Annotated in this window: 27 protein-coding genes and 1 tRNA gene; 16 read left to right on the top strand and 12 right to left on the bottom strand. The window is 68.0% G+C overall.

Going from position 1 to position 25,572, the window contains the following annotated elements:
• Window positions 1-13: 13 nt before the first annotated feature.
• Window positions 14-724 (bottom strand): spermine/spermidine synthase domain-containing protein, encoded by a 711-nt coding sequence (locus ACZ50J_RS19975; protein ID WP_464298906.1) that lies wholly within the window; start codon window positions 722-724, stop codon window positions 14-16.
• Between the two features lie 883 nt (window positions 725-1,607).
• Here ACZ50J_RS19975 and ACZ50J_RS19970 point away from each other — a divergent pair.
• The 3 genes from ACZ50J_RS19970 to ACZ50J_RS19960 all read left to right on the top strand — a co-directional run bounded on the left by ACZ50J_RS19970 (window position 1,608) and on the right by ACZ50J_RS19960 (window position 3,940).
• A complete protein-coding gene (locus tag ACZ50J_RS19970; RefSeq protein ID WP_464298905.1) occupies window positions 1,608-2,018 on the top strand; it encodes a hypothetical protein in 411 nt (136 codons plus the stop codon).
• A gap of 71 nt (window positions 2,019-2,089) precedes the next feature.
• Window positions 2,090-3,475, top strand: coding sequence for a hypothetical protein (locus ACZ50J_RS19965; RefSeq protein ID WP_464298904.1), 1,386 nt, complete (start codon window positions 2,090-2,092; stop codon window positions 3,473-3,475).
• A 69-nt stretch (window positions 3,476-3,544) separates the two neighbouring features.
• Window positions 3,545-3,940: a hypothetical protein gene (locus ACZ50J_RS19960; RefSeq protein WP_464298903.1), complete on the top strand. Its 396-nt coding sequence runs from the start codon at window positions 3,545-3,547 to the stop codon at window positions 3,938-3,940.
• Here ACZ50J_RS19960 and ACZ50J_RS19955 read toward each other — a convergent pair.
• From ACZ50J_RS19955 to ACZ50J_RS19945, 3 genes are all read right to left on the bottom strand, one after another.
• Window positions 3,929-4,005 (bottom strand) — tRNA-Pro (locus ACZ50J_RS19955). The genes ACZ50J_RS19960 and ACZ50J_RS19955 overlap by 12 nt on opposite strands.
• Before the next feature lie 146 nt (window positions 4,006-4,151).
• A complete protein-coding gene (locus ACZ50J_RS19950; RefSeq protein WP_464298902.1) occupies window positions 4,152-4,889 on the bottom strand; it encodes a fructosamine kinase family protein in 738 nt (245 codons plus the stop codon).
• 18 nt (window positions 4,890-4,907) lie between these two features.
• Window positions 4,908-5,852 carry a metallophosphoesterase gene (locus tag ACZ50J_RS19945; RefSeq protein ID WP_464298901.1) on the bottom strand — a complete coding sequence of 315 codons (945 nt, stop codon included), beginning with the start codon at window positions 5,850-5,852 and terminating at the stop codon, window positions 4,908-4,910.
• Window positions 5,853-5,927: 75 nt separating this feature from the next.
• Here ACZ50J_RS19945 and ACZ50J_RS19940 point away from each other — a divergent pair, with 75 nt between their 5' ends.
• The gene (locus ACZ50J_RS19940) at window positions 5,928-6,380 is read left to right on the top strand and encodes a GatB/YqeY domain-containing protein (RefSeq protein ID WP_464298900.1); all 453 of its coding nucleotides are present in this window, start codon (window positions 5,928-5,930) and stop codon (window positions 6,378-6,380) included.
• Between the two features lie 250 nt (window positions 6,381-6,630).
• Here the strand turns inward: ACZ50J_RS19940 and ACZ50J_RS19935 are convergent, their stop codons facing one another.
• A complete protein-coding gene (locus ACZ50J_RS19935; RefSeq protein ID WP_464298899.1) occupies window positions 6,631-9,012 on the bottom strand; it encodes a transglycosylase domain-containing protein in 2,382 nt (793 codons plus the stop codon).
• A 221-nt stretch (window positions 9,013-9,233) separates the two neighbouring features.
• Between ACZ50J_RS19935 and ACZ50J_RS19930 the strand changes: the two genes are divergently transcribed.
• Window positions 9,234-9,542 (top strand): WhiB family transcriptional regulator, encoded by a 309-nt coding sequence (locus ACZ50J_RS19930; protein ID WP_464298898.1) that lies wholly within the window; start codon window positions 9,234-9,236, stop codon window positions 9,540-9,542.
• Between the two features lie 54 nt (window positions 9,543-9,596).
• Here the strand turns inward: ACZ50J_RS19930 and bagB are convergent, their stop codons facing one another.
• Window positions 9,597-10,763 carry an ATPase BagB gene (gene bagB, locus ACZ50J_RS19925; protein ID WP_464298897.1) on the bottom strand — a complete coding sequence of 389 codons (1,167 nt, stop codon included), beginning with the start codon at window positions 10,761-10,763 and terminating at the stop codon, window positions 9,597-9,599.
• Between the two features lie 67 nt (window positions 10,764-10,830).
• On the bottom strand, window positions 10,831-11,832 hold the full coding sequence (gene bagA / locus ACZ50J_RS19920; RefSeq protein WP_464298896.1) for an ATPase BagA: 1,002 nt from the start codon (window positions 11,830-11,832) through the stop codon (window positions 10,831-10,833).
• Between the two features lie 179 nt (window positions 11,833-12,011).
• Between bagA and ACZ50J_RS19915 the strand changes: the two genes are divergently transcribed.
• The 6 genes from ACZ50J_RS19915 to ACZ50J_RS19890 all read left to right on the top strand — a co-directional run bounded on the left by ACZ50J_RS19915 (window position 12,012) and on the right by ACZ50J_RS19890 (window position 17,024).
• Window positions 12,012-13,229, top strand: a complete 1,218-nt coding sequence (locus ACZ50J_RS19915; protein WP_464298895.1) for a sensor histidine kinase — start codon at window positions 12,012-12,014, stop codon at window positions 13,227-13,229.
• Window positions 13,226-13,900: a response regulator gene (locus ACZ50J_RS19910; RefSeq protein ID WP_464298894.1), complete on the top strand. Its 675-nt coding sequence runs from the start codon at window positions 13,226-13,228 to the stop codon at window positions 13,898-13,900. The genes ACZ50J_RS19915 and ACZ50J_RS19910 overlap by 4 nt, the downstream gene beginning before the upstream one ends.
• Window positions 13,901-13,973: 73 nt before the next feature.
• Entirely contained in the window at window positions 13,974-14,792 is an 819-nt protein-coding gene (locus ACZ50J_RS19905; protein WP_464298893.1) for an alpha/beta hydrolase, read from the top strand.
• Window positions 14,789-15,544, top strand: a complete 756-nt coding sequence (locus ACZ50J_RS19900) for an ABC transporter ATP-binding protein (protein WP_464298892.1) — start codon at window positions 14,789-14,791, stop codon at window positions 15,542-15,544. The genes ACZ50J_RS19905 and ACZ50J_RS19900 overlap by 4 nt, the downstream gene beginning before the upstream one ends.
• Window positions 15,544-16,377, top strand: coding sequence for an ABC transporter permease (locus ACZ50J_RS19895; RefSeq protein ID WP_464298891.1), 834 nt, complete (start codon window positions 15,544-15,546; stop codon window positions 16,375-16,377). The genes ACZ50J_RS19900 and ACZ50J_RS19895 overlap by 1 nt, the downstream gene beginning before the upstream one ends.
• A complete protein-coding gene (locus ACZ50J_RS19890) occupies window positions 16,374-17,024 on the top strand; it encodes a DedA family protein (RefSeq protein ID WP_464298890.1) in 651 nt (216 codons plus the stop codon). Before ACZ50J_RS19895 ends, ACZ50J_RS19890 begins: the two co-directional genes overlap by 4 nt.
• On the opposite strand, the gene ACZ50J_RS19885 is transcribed toward ACZ50J_RS19890, so the two are convergent.
• Window positions 16,920-17,648, bottom strand: a complete 729-nt coding sequence (locus tag ACZ50J_RS19885) for an alpha/beta hydrolase family protein (protein WP_464298889.1) — start codon at window positions 17,646-17,648, stop codon at window positions 16,920-16,922. The two genes, ACZ50J_RS19890 and ACZ50J_RS19885, sit on opposite strands and share 105 nt — an antisense overlap.
• Window positions 17,649-17,663: 15 nt before the next feature.
• On the bottom strand, window positions 17,664-18,545 hold the full coding sequence (locus ACZ50J_RS19880; RefSeq protein ID WP_464298888.1) for an alcohol dehydrogenase catalytic domain-containing protein: 882 nt from the start codon (window positions 18,543-18,545) through the stop codon (window positions 17,664-17,666).
• A gap of 179 nt (window positions 18,546-18,724) precedes the next feature.
• Between ACZ50J_RS19880 and ACZ50J_RS19875 the strand changes: the two genes are divergently transcribed.
• The 4 genes from ACZ50J_RS19875 (at window position 18,725) to ACZ50J_RS19860 (ending at window position 21,654) form a co-directional block, all read left to right on the top strand.
• Complete coding sequence (locus ACZ50J_RS19875; protein WP_464298887.1) at window positions 18,725-20,008, top strand: NAD(P)/FAD-dependent oxidoreductase; 1,284 nt, start codon at window positions 18,725-18,727, stop codon at window positions 20,006-20,008.
• A 172-nt stretch (window positions 20,009-20,180) separates the two neighbouring features.
• Window positions 20,181-20,339, top strand: a complete 159-nt coding sequence (locus ACZ50J_RS19870) for a DUF4177 domain-containing protein (RefSeq protein ID WP_325552288.1) — start codon at window positions 20,181-20,183, stop codon at window positions 20,337-20,339.
• Window positions 20,340-20,342: 3 nt separating this feature from the next.
• Entirely contained in the window at window positions 20,343-20,804 is a 462-nt protein-coding gene (locus ACZ50J_RS19865) for a RidA family protein (RefSeq protein ID WP_464298886.1), read from the top strand.
• A 10-nt stretch (window positions 20,805-20,814) separates the two neighbouring features.
• Window positions 20,815-21,654: an NUDIX hydrolase gene (locus ACZ50J_RS19860; RefSeq protein WP_464298885.1), complete on the top strand. Its 840-nt coding sequence runs from the start codon at window positions 20,815-20,817 to the stop codon at window positions 21,652-21,654.
• A 60-nt stretch (window positions 21,655-21,714) separates the two neighbouring features.
• Here ACZ50J_RS19860 and ACZ50J_RS19855 read toward each other — a convergent pair whose 3' ends face one another.
• Both ACZ50J_RS19855 and ACZ50J_RS19850 read right to left on the bottom strand, forming a co-directional pair.
• The gene (locus ACZ50J_RS19855) at window positions 21,715-22,545 is read right to left on the bottom strand and encodes a GH25 family lysozyme (protein ID WP_464298884.1); all 831 of its coding nucleotides are present in this window, start codon (window positions 22,543-22,545) and stop codon (window positions 21,715-21,717) included.
• A gap of 240 nt (window positions 22,546-22,785) precedes the next feature.
• Window positions 22,786-23,625 (bottom strand): lysozyme, encoded by an 840-nt coding sequence (locus ACZ50J_RS19850; RefSeq protein WP_464298883.1) that lies wholly within the window; start codon window positions 23,623-23,625, stop codon window positions 22,786-22,788.
• Window positions 23,626-23,818: 193 nt separating this feature from the next.
• Between ACZ50J_RS19850 and ACZ50J_RS19845 the strand changes: the two genes are divergently transcribed.
• Window positions 23,819-24,607 (top strand): MBL fold metallo-hydrolase, encoded by a 789-nt coding sequence (locus ACZ50J_RS19845; RefSeq protein ID WP_464298882.1) that lies wholly within the window; start codon window positions 23,819-23,821, stop codon window positions 24,605-24,607.
• 12 nt (window positions 24,608-24,619) lie between these two features.
• Here the strand turns inward: ACZ50J_RS19845 and ACZ50J_RS19840 are convergent, their stop codons facing one another.
• Window positions 24,620-25,486 carry a PP2C family protein-serine/threonine phosphatase gene (locus ACZ50J_RS19840; protein WP_464298881.1) on the bottom strand — a complete coding sequence of 289 codons (867 nt, stop codon included), beginning with the start codon at window positions 25,484-25,486 and terminating at the stop codon, window positions 24,620-24,622.
• Window positions 25,487-25,572: the final 86 nt, after the last annotated feature.

Here is a 25,572-nt window from a genome sequence, read left to right as displayed (position 1 = left end):
TCGCCAGGTGTGGTCAGCGGGCGACGTACACCGTGTTGGCCGACTCGCCACCGGTGAGGAAGTTGGCGAACGTGACGACGTGTGCTTCGGACGTCTGGAAGACCTCGGCGAGCAGTGCGTTGAAGTCGTGGTCCGGTGGGTCGTCGGACCACAGGGCGAAGACACCGCCGGGTTTCAGGTGTTGCTGGAGTCCGCGCAGTCCGTCGGCGCTGTAGAAGGTGGCATGGTCCGGGTGCAGCACGTGGCGGGGTGTGTGGTCGATGTCGAGGAGGACGGCGTCGAACGTTCGGCCCGGCGCATCCGGATCGAATCCGCTCTCGGAGGCGGCCATCGCGAAGAAGTCATGCAGCACGAGTCGCGTCCGCGAATCCTGAACGAGCGCAGCTGATTCCGGCAACAGTCCTTGCTCGTGCCAGTCGATAACCTCGGCCATGGCGTCGACGACGATCATCGACCGAACCCGGTCGTCCTCGAGTGCTGCCCGTGCGGTGTAGCCGAGACCCAGCCCGCCGACGACGATGTCCAGGTCGGTGCCGTCGACCGCTGCGAGGCCGAGTCGGGCGAGTTCGATCTCGGCGACGGTGAACAGGCTCGACATGAGGAACTCCTCGTCGAGCTTCACCTCGTAGACGTCCACCTTGAGCGTCGGCTCCAGTCGTCGGCGCAGGCTGATCGTGCCGCGGGGTGTCTCGCTCCAGGCGAGCTCCTCGAATCGTGCGCTCATCACCAGATCTCCTTCGTCGCGGCCATCACCTGCAGCGTATGGCGCGCAACGGTGAGGGTCAGGAGCGGCGCCTCGTCGGGTATCCAGCGGGCAGTGGCCGAGGCCGCCGGTATGGCGGTCCGGGGGTCGCCTTCGTGCTTATCAATATGACTGGAAATAAAGAGGATTCACGCATCATGTCGCTCGCGTGATGCTCTGTGGGGGGGTCGGGTCCTCTTCGGCATGCCAGCCGATCCTGCAAAATCACATTACGCAGAATCATTGTCAGAACTATTCGTGCAGCGATGGCGTTCGATCTCGACGAGATCTCGCGAGTGAACGCGACGCCGAAAGCAGTTCGCTGTGGCTGAAAACGATGGATGCGCAATTGGATTCGTGCGGCAGTCGATTCACGACAGGGAAGGTGGATCCCGCGTGTGACGGGCTCGGACGGATGCGAACGAGGGCCACAGCAGGATGTCGTGGGCCAAGTTGGTGTCCGGTCGTGGCCAACAATTGGCCAGAGATGGGCCACAGTCGGGCCAGTGCTGGGACCGGGATCTTTACGAGAGTACGAGCCGGGCCCGCGGCGTCCGAAAAGAGGCCTGAACATGGCGGTTTGGTCAGGGTTTGGTCACGTTGGGGCCAAGGGTGGCCACAAAACGCCCACGCGTGGCAGATCCGGGATGGAATGGATGCCGGGTGATCTCCTGCGGTATCGAGCGTGGGTCCTTGCTGGCCTCTTCCGGATCGTTCGCCATACCGCGCCGGGGTCACCCATGACGTTGTCACAGCATCGTGAGCGTGAGAACAACAGAGAGGAAACCGACTTCATGGCATGTGAGATCGATGTGTGCGCGAGGCTCCGCGGGGCCGGCGCCGCCACCCTGCGGATGGCCGCGGGATGAGCGCGCGTTCGCGGAGTGATCCGCCACATCGCCTGCGAATCACCGTGCCGGCGTCCGACACGTCGGTGCTGCGATGGCTCGAGGTGCAGGAAAGTCCGTCGATATCGCTGCGCATGCTGGTGCGAGCGGCGATCGAACGCGACGGCTACACGGACATGTTGACCCGGCCGGTCGATCAATTGCCGCGCCGTGGCAGGCCGGTCGCCGAATCCCCGAACACCACTCCCACTGCTGGGAATTCAGGCGAGGTGGACAGTCCGCCTGCTCGGGGTTCGCGTGACGATCACGAGACTGAGGCGGGCTCCCGCCGCCGTTCGCGAGCAGGCGGGAAGAGTACAGGCGCTGCGGCGCCGACGCCGCAGAAGCAGTATTCGATCGACGAGATCATGAGCAGCACGCGGCAGTGATGAGCTGAGCCGGCATACGCCGGTCGGCCTCCCTTGAACACATTCAAACCAAGAAGAAGGACACATCAGGAATGGCGAAGCACAGCCCCAGCAGCACGAAGAGCGCAGCGGGCACGAGCAGCACGAGCGCTGCCGACGAGATCACCCTGACCGGCGGCATCGACGTCGGGAACGGGTACCTCAAGGGTGTCATCCGCGGCGAGGTCGACGGCGAAGCCGTCTTCGACGAGATCGACCTTCCCTCGGCAGTGGTCTCCACCAGTCGGTCCACTCCGAAGGTGCCGCTTGCGGACTCCGAGGTCGTCGCCGTGATCGACGGTTCCGGATCCGATGACACCGACGACTTCTACAACAGGTTGGACTGCTCACTGTCCAGTCCGCTGGTCGCGCACAGTGACCGGCGGATCTTCGGCCGGTCTGCCCTGTCGGTGCGTGGCAGCAAATTCACCGAGTTCGAGGTGCTCGGCAAGCGGTCGAAGGCCGACCAGGAACTGAGCGCGGTGCTCGTGCTCGGCGTCTTCGCGGCAAAGGCACTGCGCGACTATGTCGCCGAGCACGGCCGGTTGCCCAACCACGAACTCCAGGTCAACGTCCGAGCCGGCCTGGCACTGCCCATCAGCGAGTACGTGCAGCGACGCCATACCTTCGCCGCCGAGTTCACCGGCACGCAGGGCGAGGACCAGCCGATCGTCCACTCGGTGACGATCAAGAACTTCAGCACTCCGGTGACGGTGCGGCTGCGGTTCGTCGACGTGCAGGTGCTCGCCGAGGGTGCGTCCGCCCAGTTCGCGATCACCGACAAGGGTGAGCCGCTGGCGCAGGCGTTGTTGGACGACCTCCGATCCAGCGATGCGGACGCCCTGCCGGAAGGTGTCACGGCCGCCGACCTGGTCAGCGTGCGCAACACGATCGGCGTCGACGTCGGCGAGGGCACGGTCAACTTCCCGGTCTTCACCGACGGGCGATTCAACGCCGAGTCGGCCGTCACGCTCGAGCAGGGATACGGCACCGCCCTGATGAACGCCATGGAGCGGATGAGCGAGTCCGACAAGCAACTGGCATTCACGAGCCGCAAGCAGCTGGCGGACTTCCTGCAGCAGCGCCCGTCGGTGCTGCAGCGTGGCCGGTACAGCCGCGCGAGCAGCTTCGTCGAGGACGAGTCGCGATACCTGGTTGCCGAGATCGCCAGCCGGTTCGCGGACGTCATCGCCCAGACCGGTGCGACCACCGAGGTCGTCTATGTGTATGGCGGCGGCTCGGGCCCGATCAAGCACCTGCTACGGCCGGCGCTGCAGCGGGTCGCCGGTGACATCCCGGTCCTCTATCTGGATGCGCGGTACTCGCGGCACCTGAACCGTGAGGGCCTCTACATCGCGGCCCGGCACGTCGAGCAGTTCGCCACCCGCGAGCAGACCGGCGAGCGGACCGCCCGCCGCCGGGCGCGAGCCAGCGCGTAACCGCAGCGACCGCAACAGTCGTCGGCGTGGCCCCTGTCGGGGTCACGCCGACGTCATTTCGGATACAGGGTGGATGAGGAGTGGAGGAGCGCAGCGGGGGAGCGTCTCGAAACCCGGAGGTGGGAGGTGGTTGAGGAGTGGAGGAGCGCAGCGGGGGAGCGTCTCGAATCCCCGAGGCAGGAGGTGGTTGAGGAGTGGAGGAGCGCAGCGGGGGAGCGTCTCGAATCCCCGAGGCAGGAGGTGGTTGAGGAGTGGAGGAGCGCAGCGGGGGAGCGTCTCGAAACCCGGAGATGGGAGGTGGTTGAGGAGTGGAGGAGCGCAGCGGAGGAGCGTCTCGAAACCGTCGGGGTGACAGGAACCGCGCGTGACGTTTCCTCCTTCGTCGGAACCGTGCACGCGCTCCCGGCATCATGTCCCCCGACAAAAAATCCGCCAGCAAGCTGGCGGAAAATTTGGTCGGGGTGACAGGATTTGAACCTGCGGCCTCTTCGTCCCGAACGAAGCGCGCTACCAAGCTGCGCCACACCCCGTGGCATGCCGCGGGCACCCGATGGATACGCGCGGCGAGAAGCAACGATACAAGCTGATCTCTGGTTTCGCCCAATCGGGGCCACCAGCGCCATGAACGCAAGACCTCGTGACGCTCCGCTGCTCCACTCCTCGGCCACCTCTCGGGTCAGCGATAGCGCCCGAAGATGTGCTCCGCCTGACCGACATACCCGCCGCCGAAGAGCACGGCGTGCAGCAGCACCAGGTGCAGCTGCATCATCGGCACACGATCACGCCAGCCGTCCGCCAGCGATGCCACCTCGTTATATGACGCCAGGATCCGGTCCAGATGCGGCGCTCCGAAGAGCGCCAGTGCCGCGAGGTCGGACTCCGGGTGACCACCGTGCGCTGCCGGATCGATGAGGACGGCGCCATCCGCGGTCCACAGGACGTTCCCGGACCACAGGTCGCCGTGCAGCCGAGCCGGCGCGCTGCAGGTCTCGTCGAACTCGCCGCTGCGCAGGCGTTGCAAGAGTGATTCAGTCGCAGTTCGGAGCGACGGAGCTCGGTCGAGCAACGGGACGAGGCGCAGGTCGGCATACATCGCGCCCCACGACTCATGGGGCAGCAGCGGCAACGACAGCAGGTCGTCAGCCGGACCCTGGAATCCGTCACCATCCCAGCCGTCCGGGCCGACGCCGTATGCCGAAGCACCGGCGGCGTGAGTCCTGGCCAGGGGCCGGCCGAAGGCCTCCGCGTCGGAGGCGGTGGGTGCCACGGATGAAATTCGTTGCAGCACAAGGTCGTTGGCGTCGACCGCATCGACCTCGACGACGGCCGCACCACCGTCGACACGCAGCCAGTCGAGCCCGGCCACTTCCCACGCAGCGGCCCGTGCCGAGCGAGCCTGTTTGGTGTAGGTCATCGCAACGGCACGCCAGGCTCAACCAGCGTGGGGGACGAGCGTCAGTAGCGTCGCCTCCGGTCGGCACGCGAGACGCACCGGGTTGTACTTGTTGTGGCCCAACCCTGCCGAGACGTGCAACCAGGCGGCGTCGGCCGGTGCGTCCGCGTCGAGGTGGCCGGATGCGCCTGGCCACCATCGTGAAATCCCTTTGGCACGAGCGTTGTCCAGGTCGCAGTTGGTGGTCAGCGCACCGTAGAACGGCACGCACACCTGCCCGCCATGAGTGTGCCCGGCCAGCACCAGGCCGGCGCCGTCCGCCGTCATCGCATCGAGCACCCGCACGTATGGCGCATGCACCAGACCCACCGTCGCGACGACGTCGGTGGCCGCCGGTGCCGATACCGACGGATAGTCGTCGAGATCGATGTGCGGGTCGTTCACGCCGACGAATTCGATTGGCATGCCGTTGATTTCGAGCTTGGTGCGAACGTTGTTCAGGTCCAGCCATCCGCCATCGGTGAAGCCGGCAACCAGCTCGTCCACCGGCAACGACGGGACGTCGAGGTCGTCGCCGCGCTTGTGTGGCTCGCCGATGCCGACATACTTCAGCGGGTTCTTCGGTGCGGGCGCGTAGTAGTCGTTGGACCCGAGCACGAACGCGCCGGGGAACTCCAGCAGCGGCTCCATCGCTCGCAGCACCGCCGGCACCGCGTGCAGGTCCGAGCAGTTGTCACCGGAGTTGATCACGAAGTCGGGTTCGAGCGAGGCCAGCCCGCGCACCCACTGGATGCGCCGCTCCTGTCGAGGGACCAGGTGCAGGTCGCTGACCTGCAGCACCCGGAGCGGGCGTGAGCCGGGCGCCAGCACCGGCACTTCGAAGTGGCGCAGCGTGTAGAGGTGCCGCTCCACCAGCGAAGCCCAGGCCAGCGTGCCGAGTCCGGCACCGGCGACGACCGCTGAGGTCTTGGTGAATGCGTTCATGACATCGCCAATTGTGTCGCGTCCTCATGTGCGGCTGGGGAGGCGGGCGCCATACGCGGTGGGACACTGGGCCGTATGACGAGCAAGCAGAGCCTCCGCGAGGACATGACCGCAGCCCTCCGCGCACGCGACCAGGTGCGCACCAACACCCTGCGATCCGCGATGGCCGCGGTCACCAACGCCGAGGTCGCCGGCAAGGAAGCCAAGGAGCTCACCGACGACGAGGTGCAGCAGGTCATCGCCAAGGAGGCCAAGAAGCGCCGCGAGGCGGCCGAGGCGTATGACGGCGCCGGTCGCGAAGAGCTCGCGGCGACCGAACGGGCCGAGCTGGCGATCCTGGAGGAGTACCTCCCGCAACAGCTCGGCGACGACGAATTGTCAGCACTCGTCGCGGAGGCCGTCACCGAGACCGGCGCACAGGGGATGGCCGGGATGGGCCAGGTCATGAAGGCGGTCCAGCCGAAGGTTGCCGGCCGGGCCGAGGGCGGTCGCGTGGCAGCCGCCGTGAAGCAGGCATTGCAGGGCTGAGCACGCTTCGTCATTGACGGTCGAAACGGTCACTGGCGGCGCAGCAGGAGAGTCAATCGCTGTTTCGCCGTCAATCGTGGTTGGCCACATTGGTCGGGACCTCGAGACGGGCTTCCCCCGCTGCGCTCCTCCGCCCTCCTCGGCCACCGCTGAATACGAAGACCCTCACCCGTCATACGGGCGAGGGTCTTCGTTATCGGCGGGACCTCGAGACGCTCGTTCCTCGCTCCTCGGCCACCGCTCGAGTCCGCTACTTCTTCGAGGGCGGGCCGCCGGTGTGCTTCGGCGGACCTGTCTTCTTCGGCGGCGGCTGCTGCGTCGTCGTGGCCGGCGGCGGCTGCTGGGTCGTTGTCGACGTGGCCGGCGGCGGAACGTAGGTGCGCGTCGTCGGCGGTGGTGCGACGTAGGTCCGCGTCGTGGTGGTCTGCGGGATGTTGGTGTAGGTCGACGGCTGGACCGGCGGATTCGTGGTCTTGTCGCTCGTCTTCGGGGAGGGCGAGCTCTTCGGTGTCGTGCCGTCCGGCCGCATGAACTGCTTCAGCGGCTGACCCTTCAGGGCCTCGTCCATGACGCCCTTCCAGATTGGTGCCGCGAGGGTTCCACCGAAGATGTAGCCCTTGTAGAAGTGACCTGCCAAGGTGATGTCCTTCAGTGGACTCGTGGTCTTCTCGTGGCCGACCCAGATCGCTGTCGCGATCTGCGGGGTGTACCCGGCGAACCAGATGTTAGACGCACCGTTCGTGGTTCCGGTCTTGCCAGCTGCCGGACGGTGGCCGGCGAGTTGGATGTCGCCGGCGGTGGTGCCTGTTGGATCGGTCAGCACCTTCTCGAAGACCTGGGTGGTCTCGGCCGCGACCTTCTTGCTCACGATGCGCTTGCAGGCGGTGCCCGAGAGCTTCAGCTTCTTGCCGCTGCCGCTCTTGACCGACACGACCGGGTGCGGCGGGCAGTACATGCCGCCGGCTGCGATCGTCGCGTAGGCGTTCGCGACATCGACCGGTGCGACATCGGAGGAGCCGAGGATGATGGACGACGGACCGTTCTCGATCGGGCTGCCGTCCTTACCTTGGACGACTCCGAACCGTGTGGCGGTCTTCTTGACCTCGCAGGTGCCGAGCTTGCTGACCAACGATGCAAACGCGGTGTTGACCGACCGCGCCGTCGCCGTTTCGAGTTTCATCGGTCCTACCGGCTCCGGCTCGTCGTTCGGTACGACCCAGGGCTGGTAGCTGTTGTAGCCGCAGGCGTCGGGGAAGTCGGTCTTGGTGTAGCCGCGCGCCGCCTCGCCCACCTTGGTCTTGGTGTTCATCGGCGGGACCTGGACCTCGGAGTCCGGCTTGTAGCCGTGCTCCAGGGCGGTGATGACGGCGAAGAGCTTTTGAGTCGAACCGATCTGGAAGCCCGCGCTGCCGCCACCGGTCGACGCCGGAATCGAGTAGTTCACCGCCGTGCTGAAGTTGCCGCCGGAGTTGGAGTACTTGGTGTTCTGACCGCTGGCCAGCACGAGACCGGTGCCGGGCTGGACGATCACACCCGCGGACTGGACATCGGCCTTGTTGCCCATCGGCACGCGCTTCTCGATCTGCTGGTCGATTGCCTTGGCCATCTTCGGGTTGAAGCTGGTCTGAACCGTCAGGCCACCGCTCTCCAGCGTCGCCATCCGCTCCTTCGGGGTCTTGCCGAGCGCGGGCTGGGTCTGCAGCCAGCTGACGACGTAGTAGCAGAAGTAGGCGTATTTGGAGTTGGCGCAGCTGTTGGACTGCACGTCGTGCGACCCGACGTCCAGCTTGCTGTTCTTCGCCTTGATCAGCTGGGCCCGGCTGATCATCTTCTGCTGGTACATCTTCGTCAGCACTTCGTTGCGCCGGTTCAGCACCGCGTCCGGGTGGTTGTAGGGGTCGAGCGTGCCCGGCTCGTTGACGATGCCGGCGAGCATCGCGGACTGCTGGAGGTTCAGCTGCGAGGCATGTACGCCGAAGTACTGCCGCGCGGCGGCCTCCACGCCATACGCCTGACCGCCGTAGTAGACGAGGTTCAGGTAGCCGTCGAGGATCTGGTCCTTGGTGTACTTCTGCTCCAGCGACACCGCGTACTTCAGCTGCTGGATCTTGCGGACGTAACCCTCCATGCCGGTGCGGCTGACTGCCTGCTTGGCCTTGGCGGTGTTACCACTGTTGATCGCTTCGTTCTGCAGCGCGATCTTGACGTACTGCTGCGTCAGCGTCGATGCGCCCTGCGTGCCGTTGCTGAAGATGTTGGACCCGATGGCGCGGAAGAGGCCCTTCGAGTCGAGCGCGCCGTGCTGGTAGAAACGCTCGTCCTCGATCGCCACCTGCGCGTGCTTCATGTTGTCGGAGATCTTGTTGAACGGAACGACGATGCGGTTCTGGTTGAACGGCGTCGCGAGCACCGAACCGTCGGACGCCAGGATCTTGGACTGTTGCGCCAGCGGGTTCATGGCGAACGAGCCCGGCATGTCGTTGAAGAGCTTCACGCCGCCGTTCGTGGCCTGGCCGGCGGCGCCGATCGCGGGCAGGAAGAGGCACGCGACGATCAGCCCCATCGCCACGGCCGTGGCGACGAAGGCGCCGAGCAGACTGAAGACAGTGCCGAGGCGGGACGCAACACGCATGCGGGGCAGCGTAACCGCCGAAACTGTCATCGACCGCATCCGGCGGGCCGGACATGATAGACGAATCGCCAAACCCGCACGTATAGTGCGAAAGGACTATTTGGAAATAGTTCCCCGAGGATCTGGCGGCCGGCGCTCAGGGTCAATACCGTGACCCAAGACACACGCGGGGGGCGTGCACATCAGATCCATCAGGGGCGGGGAAGGCCGAGAGCGAGAACATGACTGCTGTGATGCCCGAGAAGGCGACCTGGGACGACAACTGGGCGGCGCGCGCTGTGTGCCGAACGGGTTCGGCTCCGGATGAGCTCTTCGCCAAGGGGGCTGCTCAGCAGTCCGCCAAAGTGATCTGTCAGCGGTGTCCCGTCGTCGCCGAATGCCTCGCCGACGCGCTCGACAACCGCACCGAGTACGGCGTGTGGGGCGGCATGACCGAGCGCGAGCGTCGCGCCCTGTTGCGTCGTCGCCCGGATGTGCCCTCCTGGGCACAGCTCTTCAAGCTCGCTCGCGCGGACGAGGCCAACCAGTAGAACGGCGGACCCTTCGAGACGCCCGCTCGTCCCTCGCGGGCTCCTCAGGGACCTCTAGTCGGCGAGTTGCTCGCCGATCGCACGCAGTTGCTCGACATCGTTGACGTCTTCGGCCGACGCGGCGACGGTGACCTGCGGGATCGTCGGGTGTGCCGCGGTGAATCGACCGATCGCCGCCTCCTGGCGTCCGGCCTGCGCGGCACGTTCCGCGTGGAGTCGCAGCAGTCCGGCCGTGTCCTCCGGCTGCCAGCCCGAACCTTTGCGGGAGGACAAGCCGTCCGCCTCATCCGCCGCCGCCTCGGCCCGGCCCTCCCGTAGCGACGGCACGTGGGTGCGCTCGACACGGTTGACGACGAGACCGGCGAGCGGCATATGTTCGGACGCCAACCGGCCGGCGAAGAACGACGCCTCGCGCAGCGCGTCCCGCTCGGGGGTCGCGACCACGACGAACGCCGTCGCCGCATCGCTGAGCAGCGCGTAGGTCTGATCGGCCCGCTCGCGGAAGCCGCCGAACATCGAGTCCAATGCCGCGACGAAGGTCTGCGCATCACGCAGCAACTGTCCGCCGAGCACCTTGGACATCACCGCGGTCATCGTGTTGACGCCGACCGACATGACCTTCAGATAGGCGCGACCACCGGCCTTCGCCGGTGACATCAGCAACCGGATGAACTTGCCGTCCAGGAACGACCCGAGCCGCTTCGGCGCATCGAGGAAGTCCAGCGCGGACCGCGACGGCGGGGTGTCCACCAAGATGAGGTCCCAGCGCGCGTCGCCGCCGGCCTGCTCGGCGTGCAGTTGGCCGAGCCGCTCCATCGCCATGTACTCCTGAGTGCCCGCGAATGAGCTCGAAACAGCCTGGTAGAAAGGGTTTTCCAGGATCTGCTGCGCCTTGTCCGGTGCGGAGTGTCGCAGCACGAGCTCGTCGAAGGTGCGCTTCATGTCGAGCATCATCGCGTCCAGTGAACCGCCGTTCGATGCGTCGATCTTCTCGACCGGTGCCGGCTCATTGTCGAGGTGCTCCAGGCCCAGCGCCTGCGCCAGCCGCTTCGCCGGGTCGATCGTCAGCACGGCGACCGTGCGCCCCTGCTCGGCAGCCCGTATGGCGATCGCCGCGGCCGTCGTGGTCTTGCCGACGCCGCCGGAACCGCAGCACACGATGGTGCGCACCGTCTCGTCCTGCAGCAGTGCGTCGATGTCGAGGGTGGGTGTCTGCGTCATGAGTTCGTCGCGCCTCTGTCCCTTGCTCCGGGCCTCACTTCGTTCGTGTCCTCGCTCGGGTCGGAGCTCATACCGAAGCCACCTGCTCGGTCAGAGCCGCCGACAACTCGAGCAGGCCGCCGGCATCCATGCCGCCGCGCACCAACGGGAGGTGGAAGGTCGGCAGGTCGAGGTCCTCCAGGGTCCGGCGCTCGCGTTCCTGCAACGCCAGGCGCCGGGTGAGGTCGACACCGGTCTGGGTCAGCCCGCGCACCATCCGCGGACCGACCCGCAGGCCGAGCGCGGTCAGGTCCTGTGACAGCGGCTCGCTGTCGAAGTTGTCGGCGGCCAGCAGCTCCAGCGTGCGGTCGCCGACCGGAGGAGTGACCTCCTGATTGACGATCACCGCGCCGAGCGGGAGCGAGATGCCACGCAGCTCGGCCACGGCCTCGACCGTCTCCTGGACCGGCATCTCCTCCAGCAACGTCACGACGTGCACGACGGTCTGCGACGACTGCAGCATCGCGGTGATCGCGTCGGCCTGGTTCTTGACCGGCCCCATCTTGGCCAGCCCGGACATCGCATGGTTGACGCCGAGGAACTGACCCACCCGGCCCGTCGGCGGAGCGTCGAGCACGACGGCGTCATACAGCTGATCACTGCGGGTGCCACGGCGGCTGGGCCGGCGACGAACCGCCTCGTAGACCTTGCCGATCAGCAGCACGTCGCGCAGACCGGGCGCGACCGTGGTCGCGAAGTCGATCACCCCGAAGCGTTCGAGCATGCCGCCGGCCATGCCGAGTTTGTAGAACATCTGCAGGTATTCGAGCAGCGCGGCCTTCGGGTCGACCGACAGGCCCATCACCTGACCGCCGCCAGGGCCGGTCGCGACCTGCACTTCGTCGTCGCCGAGACGTGGCACGTCGAAGACACCACTGATGCCCTGGCGGCCCTCGACCTCGACGAGCAGCACCCGTTTGCCGTCGGTGGCCAGCGCCATCGCCAGGGCGGCAGCGACGGTCGTCTTGCCGGTGCCGCCCTTGCCCGTCACCACGTGCAGGCGCACGCCGTCCCAGTCACCGCTGCTCATACGGGGTCCCTGCGAAGTATTCGGGGGAGCGAAGCGGAGGAGAAACTTCGTGGGGTGGTGCTCATGCGCTCACGGTATCGGGGCGGCTGTGGGGGCCCGCGGCGTCATACCCGGGAGTGACGCCGAAGGTGCTACTGCAGCGGGACGTCCGGTGGGTGCTGCTCACCTACGCTGCACGTATGTCGTCAGTCGTGCCCCGGCGCCCGGACGCCCTGCTCGGCGGGGCGTCCCGTGCGTGGGTGCGGGCCGTGCCGTGGGGGGTCGCGTTCCTCTACTGCATCGTCCTGATGCCGGTCACGCTCGGTGTCCTGAACTCCGACTACGGACTCAACACCGGGGTCGCCGGTGCGCTCGCGGTCATCCAGACGGCGCCGTTGCTGTATGCCGTGATCCGCCCGTTGCAGGCCTGGTGCATCGTCTTCGCCGCTGACGTCGTCGGTGCGCTCCTGCTGCTGACCGGCGACACGGCGGGTTATGCGTGGCCGTTCCCGGCGATGGAGATCGTCGGACTCGTGCTGCTCTCGCTCGCGCTCGGGCTGCGCGAGGCGCGTCGGACCCTGTTGCTCGTCTGGGCGGTCACCATCGTCGCGGGCATCGCGCTGACCTTCCTGGCGCCGGACAGCACCAGCAACACGGTCGCCGTCGTCATCGTGCTCAGCGCGGTCGCCATGATCCTGGGCGCCGCGCTCCGCGAGCGGTATGACGCTCAGCAGCGTCTCGCCGAGCAGGAGACCATCAGCGAGGCGGAGCGCAGCCGGCGCACCTTGCTGGAGGAGCGGGCACGGATCGCGCGCGAGCTGCACGACGTGGTCGCCCATCACATGTCGATGATCACCGTGCAGGCCGACACCGCGACCTACCGGCTCGGCGGGCTGACACCGGAGGTGCAGGAGGAGTTCAGTTCGATCGCGACGACGGCACGCGCGTCGCTCGGCGAGATGCGGCGGCTGCTCGGGGTGCTGCGCAACGAGGACGCGGACGGTGAGCTCGCGCCGCAGCCAGGGCTGGCCGACATCGAGCAGCTCGTGGAGGCGACGGGTCGCGCGGGGGTTCCGGTCGAGCTGGCCACGTGCGACACGGAGGCATCCGAAGCGGTCGGCCTGTCGGCATACCGGATCGTCCAGGAGGCGCTCGCGAACGTCGTCCGGCACGCGCCGGGCGCCCCGACGCAGGTGAAGGTGTCGACGGATGACGAGGTTCTGCTGGTCCTGGTCGTCAACGAGCCGTCCCCGCAACCGCGCCGGGCGCCGCTCGAGAACGACGGCACGGGGCAGGGCCTCGTCGGTATGCGCGAACGGATCCGGCTCGTCGGTGGCATTCTCGAGGTGGGGCCGCTGCCCGACGGAGGTTTTCGTGTCGCCGCCCAAATCCCCTTGATTGCAAAGGAATCCGTATGACGACACGCGTCATCATCGTCGACGACCAGGCCATGGTGCGTGCCGGCTTCGCAGCGCTACTGGCCGCCCAGGACGGGATCGAGGTCGTCGGCCAGGCATCCGACGGTGAGGAGGGTGTCGCACTGGCGCTGCGGACACACCCCGATGTCGTGCTGATGGACGTTCGGATGCCCAAGCTCGACGGCCTCGAGGCGACCCGCCGGATCCTCGCGGCACCGGCGGTCGCGGACCGGACGAAGGTGCTGATGCTGACCACCTTCGATGTCGACGACTACGTCTACGAGGCGTTGCGGGCCGGCGCCAGCGGGTTCCTGCTCAAGGACGCGCCGCCGGCCGATCTCATTGCCGCTGTGCACGTCATCGCCGCGGGCGAGGCGCTGCTCGCACCCTCGGTGACCCGCCGGTTGATCGCCGAATTCGCCCAGCGCACACCGTCGGTCGGCGGTCGCAAGCCAGCGCTGCGGCTGAACGCATTGACCGAGCGAGAGACCGAGGTGCTCACCCTGGTGGCCCGCGGCAGCTCCAACGCGGAGATCGCCCGGGAGCTCTTCGTCGCCGAACAGACGGTGAAGACGCATGTCAGTCGGGTCTTCACCAAGCTCGACCTGCGGGACCGTGCGCAGGCTGTGGTGTTCGCCTACGAGTCGGGACTGGTGACGCCGGGGGAGTGATACCCCGGTAGGGGTCTGCTTTTGGCTCCTCGGTGTGACGCGTGGGGCGAAACCTGCTCCATAACTTCCCGGTATGACGACTTCAGCGGAACTCCAGTACCGACTTCACCGCGTCGACGAGCACACGCTGCTCGCCTGCGACCCGCCCGGCGGCGTACGCGTCGTCGAGGCGTTCGGGGAGGTGGCGCTCGCCGACCACATCGCGATCATCGTTCCCGGCAACGGCCACCACCTGGGCAACTACTTCACCGACCGTGGTCCGGTCAGCCCGCGCGCTCGTGGCGAGCAGGTGCTGCGGGCGATGAATGCGCTGGCTCCCGGGGAGCGGGTGGCCGTGGTCGTCTGGGTCGGCTACCGCACCCCGGCCGGTATGGCGTCGGCGTTCTCCAACAGCTACGCCCGGCAGGGCGCTGCCGATCTGGCCCGACTCACCCACTACCTGCCCCGCTCGGCACACGTCACGTTGATCGGGCACAGCTACGGGAGCGCGGTCTGCGGACTCGCGCTTCCCTCGGCCCGGGTCGACGACTGTGTCGCACTCGGCAGCGCAGGCATGGGTGCCTGGCGACGGGAACAGCTCGGCTCGGACACGAAACTGTGGGCCGCACAGACGGATTCGGATTGGATCCGCTTCTTCCCGCACGGCCGGATCGGACGCCTGGGGCTGGGGCGCCCACCGCTGCATCCCGCCATACACGCGACGCGGTTCGGGACCGGCGACATCACCGGGCACTGCGGCTACTACACCGAGGGCAGTGAGTCGTTGCGCAACATGGCCCGCATCGCCGTCGGTCGGTATGACGATGTGACGCCCGCGGGTGCGAGCTTCCCATCCGTCGCGCCGATCGAAAACGTCCGGGATGCACTGAGTTTCAGCGAGGCGGCGGCATGACCACCCGTGAGCCGGCGATCCGGTGCGAAGACGTCCGGAAGAGCTACCCGCGCCGCGGCCAGGTGCTCGACGGCCTGGACCTGGCGGTCGAGTCCGGCACGATCCACGGGCTGCTCGGCCCGAACGGGGCCGGCAAGACCACCGCCGTGCGCATCCTGTCGACCCTGCAGCGGCTCGACTCCGGGCGGGCGGTCGTCGCCGGCCACGACGTGACCGGAGATCCGGCCGCGGTGCGCGAACGGATAGGAGTGGCAGGGCAATACGCTGCAGTCGACGACATCCTGACCGGGCGGCAGAACCTGCAGATGTTCGGTCGACTGCACCACCTGCGCGCTCGTGCCGCGCGAACTCGTGCCGACGAACTGCTCGAGCGATTCGACCTGGTGGCCGCAGCGGACCGGCCGGTGCGGCACTACTCCGGTGGCATGCGCCGGCGCCTCGACCTGGCCGTCAGCCTGATCCGCAGCGCCCGCGTGCTCTTCCTCGACGAGCCGAGCACCGGGCTCGACCCGCGCAGTCGCAACGAGGTCTGGGACGCCGTCCGCGAGCTGGCGGACTCGGGCACCACGGTGTTGCTGACCACGCAGTACCTCGAGGAGGCCGACCGGCTCTGCTCGCGCATCTCGGTGCTGGACCACGGGCGGATCGTCGCGGAGGGCTCACCGGCGGAGTTGAAGGCCCGGGTCGGCGGGAATCTCGACGATGCCTTCCTGCAGCTCACTGGCCGCCCCCGACTCAGGACGGTGGCGTGATGACCGCCATCAACGCCGAATTGAGCCCGGTGCCAACCCGATTGGCCTGGTTCGCCGCCGACGCCTGGGTGGTCGCCAAGCGACACCTGACCCGCCTCGTCCACCGCCCGGACGAACTCCTCGGCACCCTGCTCATCCCGGTCATGGCCGTCGTGATGTTCGGGTTCGTCTTCGGCAACGCACTCGGCGCCTCGATGGTGCTGCCCGGTGCGGAGTACCGCGAGTTCCTGTTGCCCGGGCTCTTCGCGCTGACGATGGCGTTCGGGATCGGCAACACCACCATCTCGGTCGCTGCCGACATACGGGGCGGGGTGCTGGACCGGATGCGGTCACTGCCGATGTCGCCCGCGGCGGTGTTGGCCGGCCGCTCGGTAGCCGATCTAGCCACTGCTGCAGTCGAACTCGTCATCGTGATGGGGTTGGGCACGCTGTTCGGCTGGCAGTGGCACGGCGGTGTCGGGTCGCTGCTCGGTGCCTTCGGACTGTTGGCGCTGCTGCGGCTGGCCTTCTCCTGGATCGGCATCCTGCTCGGCCTGTTGGTCAGCGGTCCGGAGGCGGCGATGAAGTACTTCGCCCTGCTCTTCCCGCTGGCCATGGTGGCCGACACCGTCATACCCACGGAGCTGATGCCGACCGCGGTCGGCGAGGCAGCTCGCTGGAATCCATTGTCCGCCACGGTGATTGCCACTCGCCATCTGTTCGGCAACCCGTCCGCGCCCGCGACGTCCTGGGTCGCCGAGCACGCAACGCTGCTCGCGGTCGCGTGGCCGCTCGTCATCATCGCGGTCTGTATGCCGCTGGCGCTCACCCGACTGGCCAGGATCGCGCGATGAGCCTGGTGCTGTTGTTCGCGCTCATCGTCGCGGACGGCGTCGTGCCTCCGGTCCCGAGTGAGGCCGTGCTGCTGGCGCACACGCCGGGCGCCTTCGCCGCGGGGTGGCCGGCCGTCGTCGGCCTGTGGTTGCTGGCAGCGACGGGGGCCGCCCTGGGCGACACGATCAGCTACTCGCTGGGTCGGCTGATCGGCACCGATCGCGTTGCCTGGCAACGCCGTCCGTGGGTCGCGCGGGTGTTGCAACGAACTGGTGTCGAGTTGGAACGCCGCGGCGTGCCGTTGATCGTGTCCGCGCGCCTGATGCCGGGCTGGCGGGTCGCGATCACCTTCCTCGCCGGAGCCGGACGGCTGCCGAGGAGTCGCTTCCATCTGGCGAGCGCGCTCGGCTCGATGATGTGGGCGGCATACATGATCGGCATCGGCGGCACCGTCGGCGCACTCACCGGAGCCGCGCCGCTCGTGGTCGCGGCGGTGTCCTTGGTCATCATGGCCGTGCTGGGTCAGCTCGTGCGTTGGGTGCGGGCTCGGTCGGGCCGCCGGTTATCCGGCCAGCACCGCGTCGACCGCGGCCACGGTGTGCCGGAAGTATGGCGACGCCGGGTCGATCACCTCGAAATGGCCGCAGCCCGCCAACACCTGCACTGAGACGCCTTCGCCCGCTGCGGACTGGTAGCTCTCGGAGACCTCCACCGGCACGCGGTCGTCGGCCGAACCGTGGACCAGTCGGACCTGCGTCGGCGGTTGCCCCAGCATGGCGGGATCGGCTGCGCGCCAAACGGATTCGGTGGCGGAGCCCATCAGCGCGTTCGCGGCGTCATCGCCGAGGTGCAGGTCGCGAGTCAGGTGCAGGTCGACGCAGCCGGCCAGCGACACGACACCGGCGACCGAGATCCCCGGCTGGTAGATCGCCCACGTCGCGAGGTGTCCGCCGGCCGAATGCCCCACCAGCACCACGTCGTCCGGCAGGTCCGGGTCGGACGTGACGGCGCCGACGGCGGCAAGCACGTCGGCGGCCATCGCCGGCCAATCGCCCGGAATGCGGCGGTATTCGATCGTCGCGACGTGGAAACCGTGTGCTGCCAGCGCATCCGACTGCTGACCTGCGTGCGCCCGATCGTATGACGGCGTCCAGAACCCACCGTGTATGACGACCACGGTGGCATTCCTCGGCGTCCCGACGGGAATGCGGAGGTCGACAACCTGGTCGGACGACCTGCCATACGCGATGGTCCGGTCCGGAGGCACGGGTGAGGGATCGGGGACGGGCATATCGCGGAGACTAGGTCACGGCAGGAGCAGGACGCGACCGCGGAGGCCGGGGCGTCCCGCCTCGGCATACGCCGCTGCGTGCTCGACCAGTGGATACCTGCCGACGACACGGGTCCGGAGCTCGCCCGCGGCGCTGCGTGCGAGCAGTGTGGTCAGTGCGGCGCCGTCGGGATGCACCCGGACGGTGTGGACGCGGATCCCGCGGCCGCGGTCGGTGTTGTCGTCCTTGATGCTCACGTAGTCCCCGTCGTCGCGCAGCGCGGTGGCGACGTCGGTGATTTCGGCGGGGTCGACGACGGCGTCATACGGGCCCGACCCGAGGTCGGTCACGAGCCGGGCCCCGGTGGACTCCACGAACTCGCGGTCACCGGCCCGGGCGAGGCCGTCGACCTGCCAGCCGTCGGCGGCAGCCAGTGCGATCGCGTAGCCGCCGACGCCGCCCGCCGCGCCGGTCACCAGCAGCCGGCGGCCCTCCGGCTCGCCGAGTGGCTGCAGCGCCTGCGCCGCGGTCAGGGCGTTGAGCGGCACCGACGCAGCATCCTCGGAGCCGAGGTCGTCGGGCACCCGCCCGACTGCTGCAGCCGGCACGATCACCCGGTCGGCATGCGTGCGGCCGGCAGCGGCCAGATCGTTGTGCAGCGCGGCCACCCGGTCTCCGACGGCGACCTCGGTCACTCCGTCACCCACGGCGGCGACGGTGCCCGCAACGTCCCAGCCCAGGCCGACCGAGTCCGGGAGCCCGAAGTTGTCCCGCGTCGCTGTGGACGCCACGGCCAGATCCACCGGGTTGACGCCCGCCGCCTCCACCGCGATGGCGACCGCTCCCGCGGCAGGGAAGGCATCCGGTGCCTCGAGGAGTTGCGGCTGCGAGCCTGCCTGGGAAACAAGGGTTCTCATGACTCCACCTTCGGGTAGGACGCCTTCATTGTGTACCGAGTCGATGCAGCTGAACACCCCATGACCGGTATGACGCGACGCGGGACCCTACTGGCGAGTCGCACCGCGATTGAGCTTCGAAACCGAATCATTGCTACCGTCCAAGCGAGGTAACGAATCACCCCGGAAAGAGGATCGCCATGGCGCTCGAACCGCTTCGGCCCGCCAAGGGCCACGGCACCGCGCACGTCGTCATCATCGGGGCCGGCATGGTCGGCCTGTCCACCGCCTGGCACCTGCAGGAGCGAGGCGTCGACGTCACGGTGGTGGAACGGTCCGGCGTCGCAGCGGGCAGCTCCTGGGGCAACGCCGGCTGGGTGTCGCCGGGCCTGTGCGTGCCGCTGTCGGATCCGTCGGTGATCAAGTACGGCCTGAAGGCGTTGCTCGACCCGGACTCGCCGCTCTACATCCCGATGAAGCCGGACCCCAAACTGGCGGCGTTCCTGCTCGGGTTCGCGCGTCGCTGCACGCCGGGCCAGTGGAAGCGGACGATGGACAAGTACGTGCCGGTGAACCGGCGCGCCATCGAGGCCTACCAGTTCCTGGAGGACCACGGCGTGCAGGCGACCTCGCACGAGGCGCCGATCATGGCTGCGTTCCGTCGTGCCGAGGATGCCGCAGGCCTGGAGCACGAGGTCAAGCTGATCCGCGAGGCCGGGCTGGAGCTCGAGGCGACCGAGGTCGACAACGCCACCTTGCGGGCGGAGCTGCCGATCGTGAGCGCCGATGTCGAGAAGGCGATCCGGCTCGGCGGCCAGCGGTACATCAACCCCGGTGAATATGTCGACGCGCTCGCCCACGCCGTCGCCGATCGTGGCGGCAAGATCGTCATCGGTTCGAATGCCCGGGCACTGCGCCACGGCCCGGGTGGGGTGACCGTCGAGATGGTCAGCGGCGAGCCGATCTCCGGCGACGCGGTCGTCGTCGCCACCGGTGCCTGGTTGCCGGAGCTGGCGAAGGCGTGCGGCGTGCGTACCGCATTGCGTGCCGGCCGTGGCTACAGCTTCTCGGTGTCGGTCACGGACGAGGCGAATCGTCCGGTGCCGTGCCCCGTCTACTTCCCGTTCGAACGGGTCGCGTGCACGCCGTTGGGCGATCGGTTGCGCGTCGGCGGCACCATGGAGTTCGCCGGCACCGAGGAGCCGTTGCACGACGAGCGGGTCCAGGCGATCGTCAAGAACGCGAAACCCCTTCTGTCCGGTGTCGATTGGGACGACCGGCAGGACACCTGGGTCGGTGGCCGCCCGGTCACGGTCGACGGACTGCCGCTGGTCGGTCCGACCGACGTGCCGCGGGTCTTCGCCAACGGTGGTCACGGCATGTGGGGCATCACTCTCGGCCCGTTGTCCGGTCAGTTGCTCGCCGAGCAGATGGTCACCGGCGTCACGCCGCCGGAGCTGCTGCCCTTCAACCCGACGCGCTGAATGGCTCAAGCGGATCGAGCATCGTCCTGAGTGGCCCGTGAGGAACGAACGGGAGTATCGAAGGGTGCGGTCGAGGGACGAGGCCGTCTATCGAGATCGCGGTCTCGATACGCCTTCCTCCGCTGCGCTCCCCCAGGCACTCGACCAGCTTGTTCAGGAATAGGGTGACGGCATGACCGCCTGGGAATACGCAACCGTGCCGCTGATCGTTCATGCCACCAAGCAGATCCTCGACCAGTGGGGCGAGGACGGCTGGGAACTCGTGCAAGTCGTCCCCGGCCCCGACGGCAACAGCCTCGTTGCCTACCTCAAGCGTCCGAAGGAGCAGTGACAGATGTCCGCAGTTGAAGACCGTCTCGCCGAGCTGGGTCTGGAAGTCCCCGAGGTCGCCGCACCCGTCGCGGCATACGTCCCGGTCGTGCAGGAGGGCAACCTCGTCTACACGTCGGGTCAGCTGCCGCTGGTGGGCGGCAAGCTCGCCGCCACCGGCAAGGTGGGTGCCGAGGTGACGGCGGAGGACGCTGCGAAGCTGGCGCAGACCTGCGCGCTCAACGCGATCGCCGCCGTCAAGTCCCAGGTCGGTGATCTCGACAAGGTGACCCGCGTGGTCAAGGTCGTCGGATTCGTCGCGAGCGACCCGAGCTTCACAGGCCAGCCGGTCGTCATCAACGGCGCCAGCGAACTCCTGGCGAAGGCCTTCGGCGAGGCGGGCGCGCACGCTCGTTCGGCCGTCGGTGTCGCCGCGCTGCCGCTGGACGCGCCCGTCGAGGTCGAGATCGTCGTCTCCGTCCAGTAGGACGGTCCTGATGGCCTCGACCCACGAGCTCGAGCTGCCGGAGACACTGCGGCAGCACGCGCTCGACTGGCTGGCGACGCCCGCCTCCGACCGCAGCATCGCGCCGCCGCGGCGTGCGTCGACCGTGCTGCTGGTCCGCGAATCCGGCTCCGGCGTCGAGGTTTTCATGCAGCGCCGGGTCTCATCGATGAAGTTCGCACCGTCGATGTGGGTCTTCCCGGGCGGCGGTGTCGACGCCCGGGACGAGACATCGGCGGTCCCGTGGGCCGGGCCGTCTCCGGCGGACTGGGGCCGCCGGCTCGGCATACCGGAGAAGACCGCGCAGGCGATCGTCATTGCTGCGGTGCGCGAGGTCTTCGAGGAATGTGGCGTGCTGTTGGCGGGCGCTTCGGCCGACGACGTGGTGCTCGACGTGTCGACCGACGACTGGCAGGCGGATCGCAGCGCCGTGCTCGAGCGTGAGGTCTCGTTCGGTGCGCTGCTCGAGCGCCGCGGCCTGGTGCTTCGCTCGGATCTGCTTGCGCTGCAAGACCATTGGGTCACGCCCGAGATGGAGCCACGCCGCTACGACACATGGTTCTTCGCGGCGCGGCTGCCGGACCGCCAGGTCGCCGACGACCGCACCTCCGAGGCCGACACGGCCGTATGGCGTCGCCCGGCCGACGTGATCGCGGAGGAAACATCCGGGCAGGTCCGGATGTTTCCTCCGACGCTCGTGCAGCTCAAACGGCTGTCCGGCTGGCCGGACGTCGCGCCCGCGACGATCAACCGCGAAGGTCTGCACGTCGTGATGCCCCGGCCGGTCCGGGACGGCGACCGAGTGCTGCTGCGGGCCGACCTGAACGACTGAGGTTCTCGACCGGGTCTCGATACGCCGCTCGTTCCTCCCGGCACTCGACCCGCTTTCGCGTCAGCCGTTGGCGAGCGCCTGCACTCGGGTGATGTCGCCGTTGAACCAGTCCTTGTCGATCGGCGACGAGGTGTACTGCCAGATCGTGTAGTAGGGCCAGCCGCCGGGCAGTGTTCCCGGCGCGGAGGCGTAGCGCGCCACCCACAGCGGGTTGGTCTGGTTGAACGCCGTCGAGTTGCCCGTGCAGGTGCTCCACCAGTCCAGGTTGGTGTAGATCACCGCATCACGCCCGGTCTTGGCCTTGTACTCCGTGAGCCAGGCGCGGATCCAGCTGACCATGGACGCCTGGGACAGGCCGTAACAGGTCGCGCCGTACGGGTTGTACTCCATGTCCAGCATGCCGGGCAGCGTCTTGCCGTCCTTGGACCAGCCGCCGCCGTGCGCCGCGAAGTAGTCGGCCTGCGCCGCCGCAGAGGCGCCGTTCGGTATGCCGAAGTGGTAGGCGCCGCGGATCATGCCGACGTTGTAGGAGCCTGAATACTGCTGGGAAAAATACGGATTCGTGTAGTTGTTGTTCTCCGTCGCCTTGGTGTACGCCCACTTCACGCCGGCGCCCCACTGCGCGCTCCAGTCCACGTTGCCCTGGTGACTCGAGACGTCGATGCCCAGCGTCTGCCCGTCCGCCGCGGCAGGACGCACGCTGCGGGTCAGTGCACCGCCGGCGTTCTTCCAGCCGGCATACGCCTCACCCGGTGCATGTATGCCGGCGCGCGCCGCAGCCGCCGTCGGGCTCTTCTGGGCGGGCGCGGCGTGCGCCGGACCCGCTGCGACGGCGGCGCTCAACGCGACGGCTCCCGTCATACAGACGGCGGTGACCAGGGACTTCTTCATGGGTGCTCCTCCACTGGGTGCGCGCGGTGTCGTCCAGGAGGGCGCACGACGCTCGGTAAGGAATCCTCACGGTATTGAGTTCTACGTAAAGTGATTACCCCGTGGCGGTAAAGACTTCACAGATCCCGGCGAACTCCGTGCGACGGACAGGCCACGAAACAACCGACAGGACACGACCTGCGAGCCGGAGTGGCCCGCAGGTCGCGTCCTGCCGGTGTGTGTCGCTTCCTGACGGGGTGGTCAGCCGTTCGCGAGGGCGCGAACGCGGGTGATGTCGCCGTTGAAGTAGTCCTTGTCGATCGGCGACGAGGTGTACTGCCACATCGTGTAGTAGGGCCAGCCGCCGGGCAGCGTTCCGGGCGTCGACGCGTAGCGCGCGATCCACAACGGATTGGTCTGGCTGAATGCCGTGCTGTTGCCGGTGCAGGTCTTCCACCAGTCGGTGGTCGTGTAGATGACGGCGTCACGACCGGTCTTGTACTTGTAGCGGGCCAGGAACGTCTTGATCCAGGTGACCATCGCCGACTGGGACAGGCCGTAACAGGTCGCGCCGTACGGGTTGTACTCGATGTCCAGCATGCCGGGCAGCGTCTTGCCGTCCTTGGACCAGCCGCCGCCGTGCGCGACGAAGTAGTCGGCCTGCGCTGACGCGGACCGACCGGCCGGATTGGCGAAGTGATAGGCGCCGCGGATGATGCCGGCGTTGTAGCTGCCGTTGTACTGCTGCGCGAAGTAGGCGTTCGTGTAGTAATCGCCCTCCGTCGCCTTGGTGTAGGCCCAGCGCACGCCCGAGCTGTACTGCGAGCTCCAGTTGACGTTGCCCTGGTATGCCGAGACGTCGATGCCGAGTGTCTTCGTCGCGGCCAGTGCGGGGGAGGGTGCGATGTTCGAACTCACGTGGTCGGCGCTGTTGTGCTTCTCCCAGCCGGCATACGCGCCACCCATCTGATGGATGCCGGCGGCCTGGGCGGCCTTGGTGGGTTTCTCGGGTGACTTGGTGGCGGCCTGCGCGGGGAGGGCGGTGGCCGCGAGGGCGAGGATGGCGACCGTTGCAGTCGCCGCGGGCAGAGTCTTCTTCATGTTCGGGGTCCTTTGCACGAAGCTTTGTCGTTCCTGGTGGAAGCCTCGGCCAGGGGAAACCTCAGCTTCAACACCCTTCACGGTATTCACACAAGGCAAACTCCGATTCAGTGGCCGGTAAACGTTTGACAAGTACGCGCGTCGGTCCGACACATGTTCGGGTCGCGGGTGCAACGCGCTAGCGTTGCGTGCCGTGACGACTGAATCGGTATGGCGCGGCGGCGCTCTCGGTGAGCAGGCCCACGCCGTGCTCGCACCCAATCCCGGCCCGATGACCCTGGACGGCACGAACACCTGGGTGCTGCACGCGCCCGGCGACGAGACGGCAGTCGTGGTCGACCCGGGACCGCTGAACGAGGGCCACCTGCAGGCCGTGCTGGCACATGTCGAGCAGCGCGGTGCGCGCGTCGGGCTGACCTTGATCACCCACTGGCACCACGACCACACCGAGTCGCTCGAGCGCTGGGCGCAGCTGGTGGATGCGCCGATCCGTGGCGGCGGGTATGGCGAACCACTCGCCGACGATGAGCGGATCGAGCTGGGGTCGTTGCGGATTCGGGCGATCACGACCCCTGGCCACACCGCCGACTCGGTGTCGTTCCACCTGCCGGATGCCGATGTGCTCGTCACCGGCGACACCGTGCTGGGGCGCGGCACCACCGTCGTGGCGCATCCCGACGGCGCACTGGGTCCTTACCTGGATTCGCTGGACAGGCTGCTCGCCATCGCGACGGAGCGTCCCACTGCGCTGGCTCCGGCACACGGGCCGACGCATCCCGACGCGGCCGCGGTCATCACGGCATACAAGCAGCACCGACTGGAGCGACTGGAGCAGGTGCGCGCCGCGCTCGCGGCCGGCGACGCGGACGCGGACGATGTCGCGCAAGCGGTGGTCGAGCGGGTCTACGCCGACGTCCCGCGCGAGGTGTGGCCCGCAGCGAAGTGGAGCGTGCAGGCGCAGTTGGAGTACCTGCGCAGCTGAATCGAGCGGCGGTTACGCGGGCGGGGTGCCCGGTGTGAGAGCGGCCAGCACCACGCTGATGTTGTCGTGCCCGCCGGAATCGTTGGCGAACTCCACCAGCCCGGCGGTGATCTCGGTGGCGGACTCACCGTGCGAGGTGCGGACGCGGTGGACCAGATCCCAGAGGTCCGCGGGCGCCGAGCAGTAGTTCCAGAGCCCGTCGGTGCACACGATCACCCAGCCGGCCTCCTCGGCCAGCAGATGGGCGAGCCGGGGAGTGAGATCGTCCGGCGCGTTGCGACCCAGCCAGCGGGTGATGGCGTGGGCGTTGGGTGCGTTCTCGGCGTTGTCGCGCGGGACGCCGTGCCGGATCAGCTCGTTGGCCATCGAGTCGTCCTGGCCCAGTTGGACGGCGCGTTCCGGGGCGGCGGCTGGGATCCAGTAGACCCGGCTGTCACCGACGTTGCCGCCGACCACGAGGTTGTCCTCGACCACGGCGGCCGCGAACGTGCACGACGGTGGCGTCGGGTCGTCGTCGGTGCCCAGCTCGGCGGCCGCCGCGCTGCCGGCCTCGGCGGCTTCGACGAAGGCGTGCGCGGCGGTGTCGAGCCACGTCGCGTCGGGCACACCGGCACGCGGCATCGGCTGGGAGAGGCGCTCCATCGCCGCGATGGCGGCGGCCTGTGACGCGAGGTGCGAGTCCGTCGAGGTGGACACGCCATCGCAGGCGACCAGCACCGCCCGGGCACCGGGCTCACTGGATGCGGCGAGGGCTATCGAGTCCTCGTTGCGGTGATGGCGCTGCCCGATGTCGGAACTTCCGGCAACCCACGAATGCGGTGACAACACAACGTGATTGCGTGGGTCGTCCGCCACATCCGATGCCTCGCTCGTGTCCACTCCCGCGCCTCTCCTCCGTCAGCAAACTGCCCCTGTGCCGTCATCCAGACGTCACCGGCAGGTGCGTGGTTCCCGCTGCGGGGACA

This window comes from Flexivirga sp. G2 (assembly GCF_055397625.1).
This window is presented reverse-complemented; position numbering and strand designations above follow the sequence as displayed.

Bases quoted from the DNA above. Each gene is read 5' to 3' on its own strand.
- ACZ50J_RS19885 (WP_464298889.1), bottom strand. From the start codon at position 17,648: ATGCCCGTCCCCGATCCCTCACCCGTGCCTCCGGACCGGACCATCGCG.
- ACZ50J_RS19930 (WP_464298898.1), top strand. From the start codon at position 9,234: ATGACTGCTGTGATGCCCGAGAAGGCGACCTGGGACGACAACTGGGCG.
- ACZ50J_RS19915 (WP_464298895.1), top strand. From the start codon at position 12,012: ATGTCGTCAGTCGTGCCCCGGCGCCCGGACGCCCTGCTCGGCGGGGCG.
- ACZ50J_RS19940 (WP_464298900.1), top strand. From the start codon at position 5,928: ATGACGAGCAAGCAGAGCCTCCGCGAGGACATGACCGCAGCCCTCCGC.
- ACZ50J_RS19945 (WP_464298901.1), bottom strand. From the start codon at position 5,852: ATGAACGCATTCACCAAGACCTCAGCGGTCGTCGCCGGTGCCGGACTC.
- ACZ50J_RS19900 (WP_464298892.1), top strand. From the start codon at position 14,789: ATGACCACCCGTGAGCCGGCGATCCGGTGCGAAGACGTCCGGAAGAGC.
- ACZ50J_RS19865 (WP_464298886.1), top strand. From the start codon at position 20,343: ATGTCCGCAGTTGAAGACCGTCTCGCCGAGCTGGGTCTGGAAGTCCCC.
- ACZ50J_RS19910 (WP_464298894.1), top strand. From the start codon at position 13,226: ATGACGACACGCGTCATCATCGTCGACGACCAGGCCATGGTGCGTGCC.
- ACZ50J_RS19850 (WP_464298883.1), bottom strand. From the start codon at position 23,625: ATGAAGAAGACTCTGCCCGCGGCGACTGCAACGGTCGCCATCCTCGCC.
- ACZ50J_RS19855 (WP_464298884.1), bottom strand. From the start codon at position 22,545: ATGAAGAAGTCCCTGGTCACCGCCGTCTGTATGACGGGAGCCGTCGCG.
- ACZ50J_RS19975 (WP_464298906.1), bottom strand. From the start codon at position 724: ATGAGCGCACGATTCGAGGAGCTCGCCTGGAGCGAGACACCCCGCGGC.
- bagB (WP_464298897.1), bottom strand. From the start codon at position 10,763: ATGACGCAGACACCCACCCTCGACATCGACGCACTGCTGCAGGACGAG.
- ACZ50J_RS19965 (WP_464298904.1), top strand. From the start codon at position 2,090: ATGGCGAAGCACAGCCCCAGCAGCACGAAGAGCGCAGCGGGCACGAGC.
- ACZ50J_RS19880 (WP_464298888.1), bottom strand. From the start codon at position 18,545: ATGAGAACCCTTGTTTCCCAGGCAGGCTCGCAGCCGCAACTCCTCGAG.
- ACZ50J_RS19875 (WP_464298887.1), top strand. From the start codon at position 18,725: ATGGCGCTCGAACCGCTTCGGCCCGCCAAGGGCCACGGCACCGCGCAC.
- ACZ50J_RS19935 (WP_464298899.1), bottom strand. From the start codon at position 9,012: ATGCGTGTTGCGTCCCGCCTCGGCACTGTCTTCAGTCTGCTCGGCGCC.
- ACZ50J_RS19895 (WP_464298891.1), top strand. From the start codon at position 15,544: ATGACCGCCATCAACGCCGAATTGAGCCCGGTGCCAACCCGATTGGCC.
- ACZ50J_RS19905 (WP_464298893.1), top strand. From the start codon at position 13,974: ATGACGACTTCAGCGGAACTCCAGTACCGACTTCACCGCGTCGACGAG.
- bagA (WP_464298896.1), bottom strand. From the start codon at position 11,832: ATGAGCAGCGGTGACTGGGACGGCGTGCGCCTGCACGTGGTGACGGGC.
- ACZ50J_RS19890 (WP_464298890.1), top strand. From the start codon at position 16,374: ATGAGCCTGGTGCTGTTGTTCGCGCTCATCGTCGCGGACGGCGTCGTG.
- ACZ50J_RS19970 (WP_464298905.1), top strand. From the start codon at position 1,608: ATGAGCGCGCGTTCGCGGAGTGATCCGCCACATCGCCTGCGAATCACC.
- ACZ50J_RS19870 (WP_325552288.1), top strand. From the start codon at position 20,181: ATGACCGCCTGGGAATACGCAACCGTGCCGCTGATCGTTCATGCCACC.
- ACZ50J_RS19950 (WP_464298902.1), bottom strand. From the start codon at position 4,889: ATGACCTACACCAAACAGGCTCGCTCGGCACGGGCCGCTGCGTGGGAA.
- ACZ50J_RS19860 (WP_464298885.1), top strand. From the start codon at position 20,815: ATGGCCTCGACCCACGAGCTCGAGCTGCCGGAGACACTGCGGCAGCAC.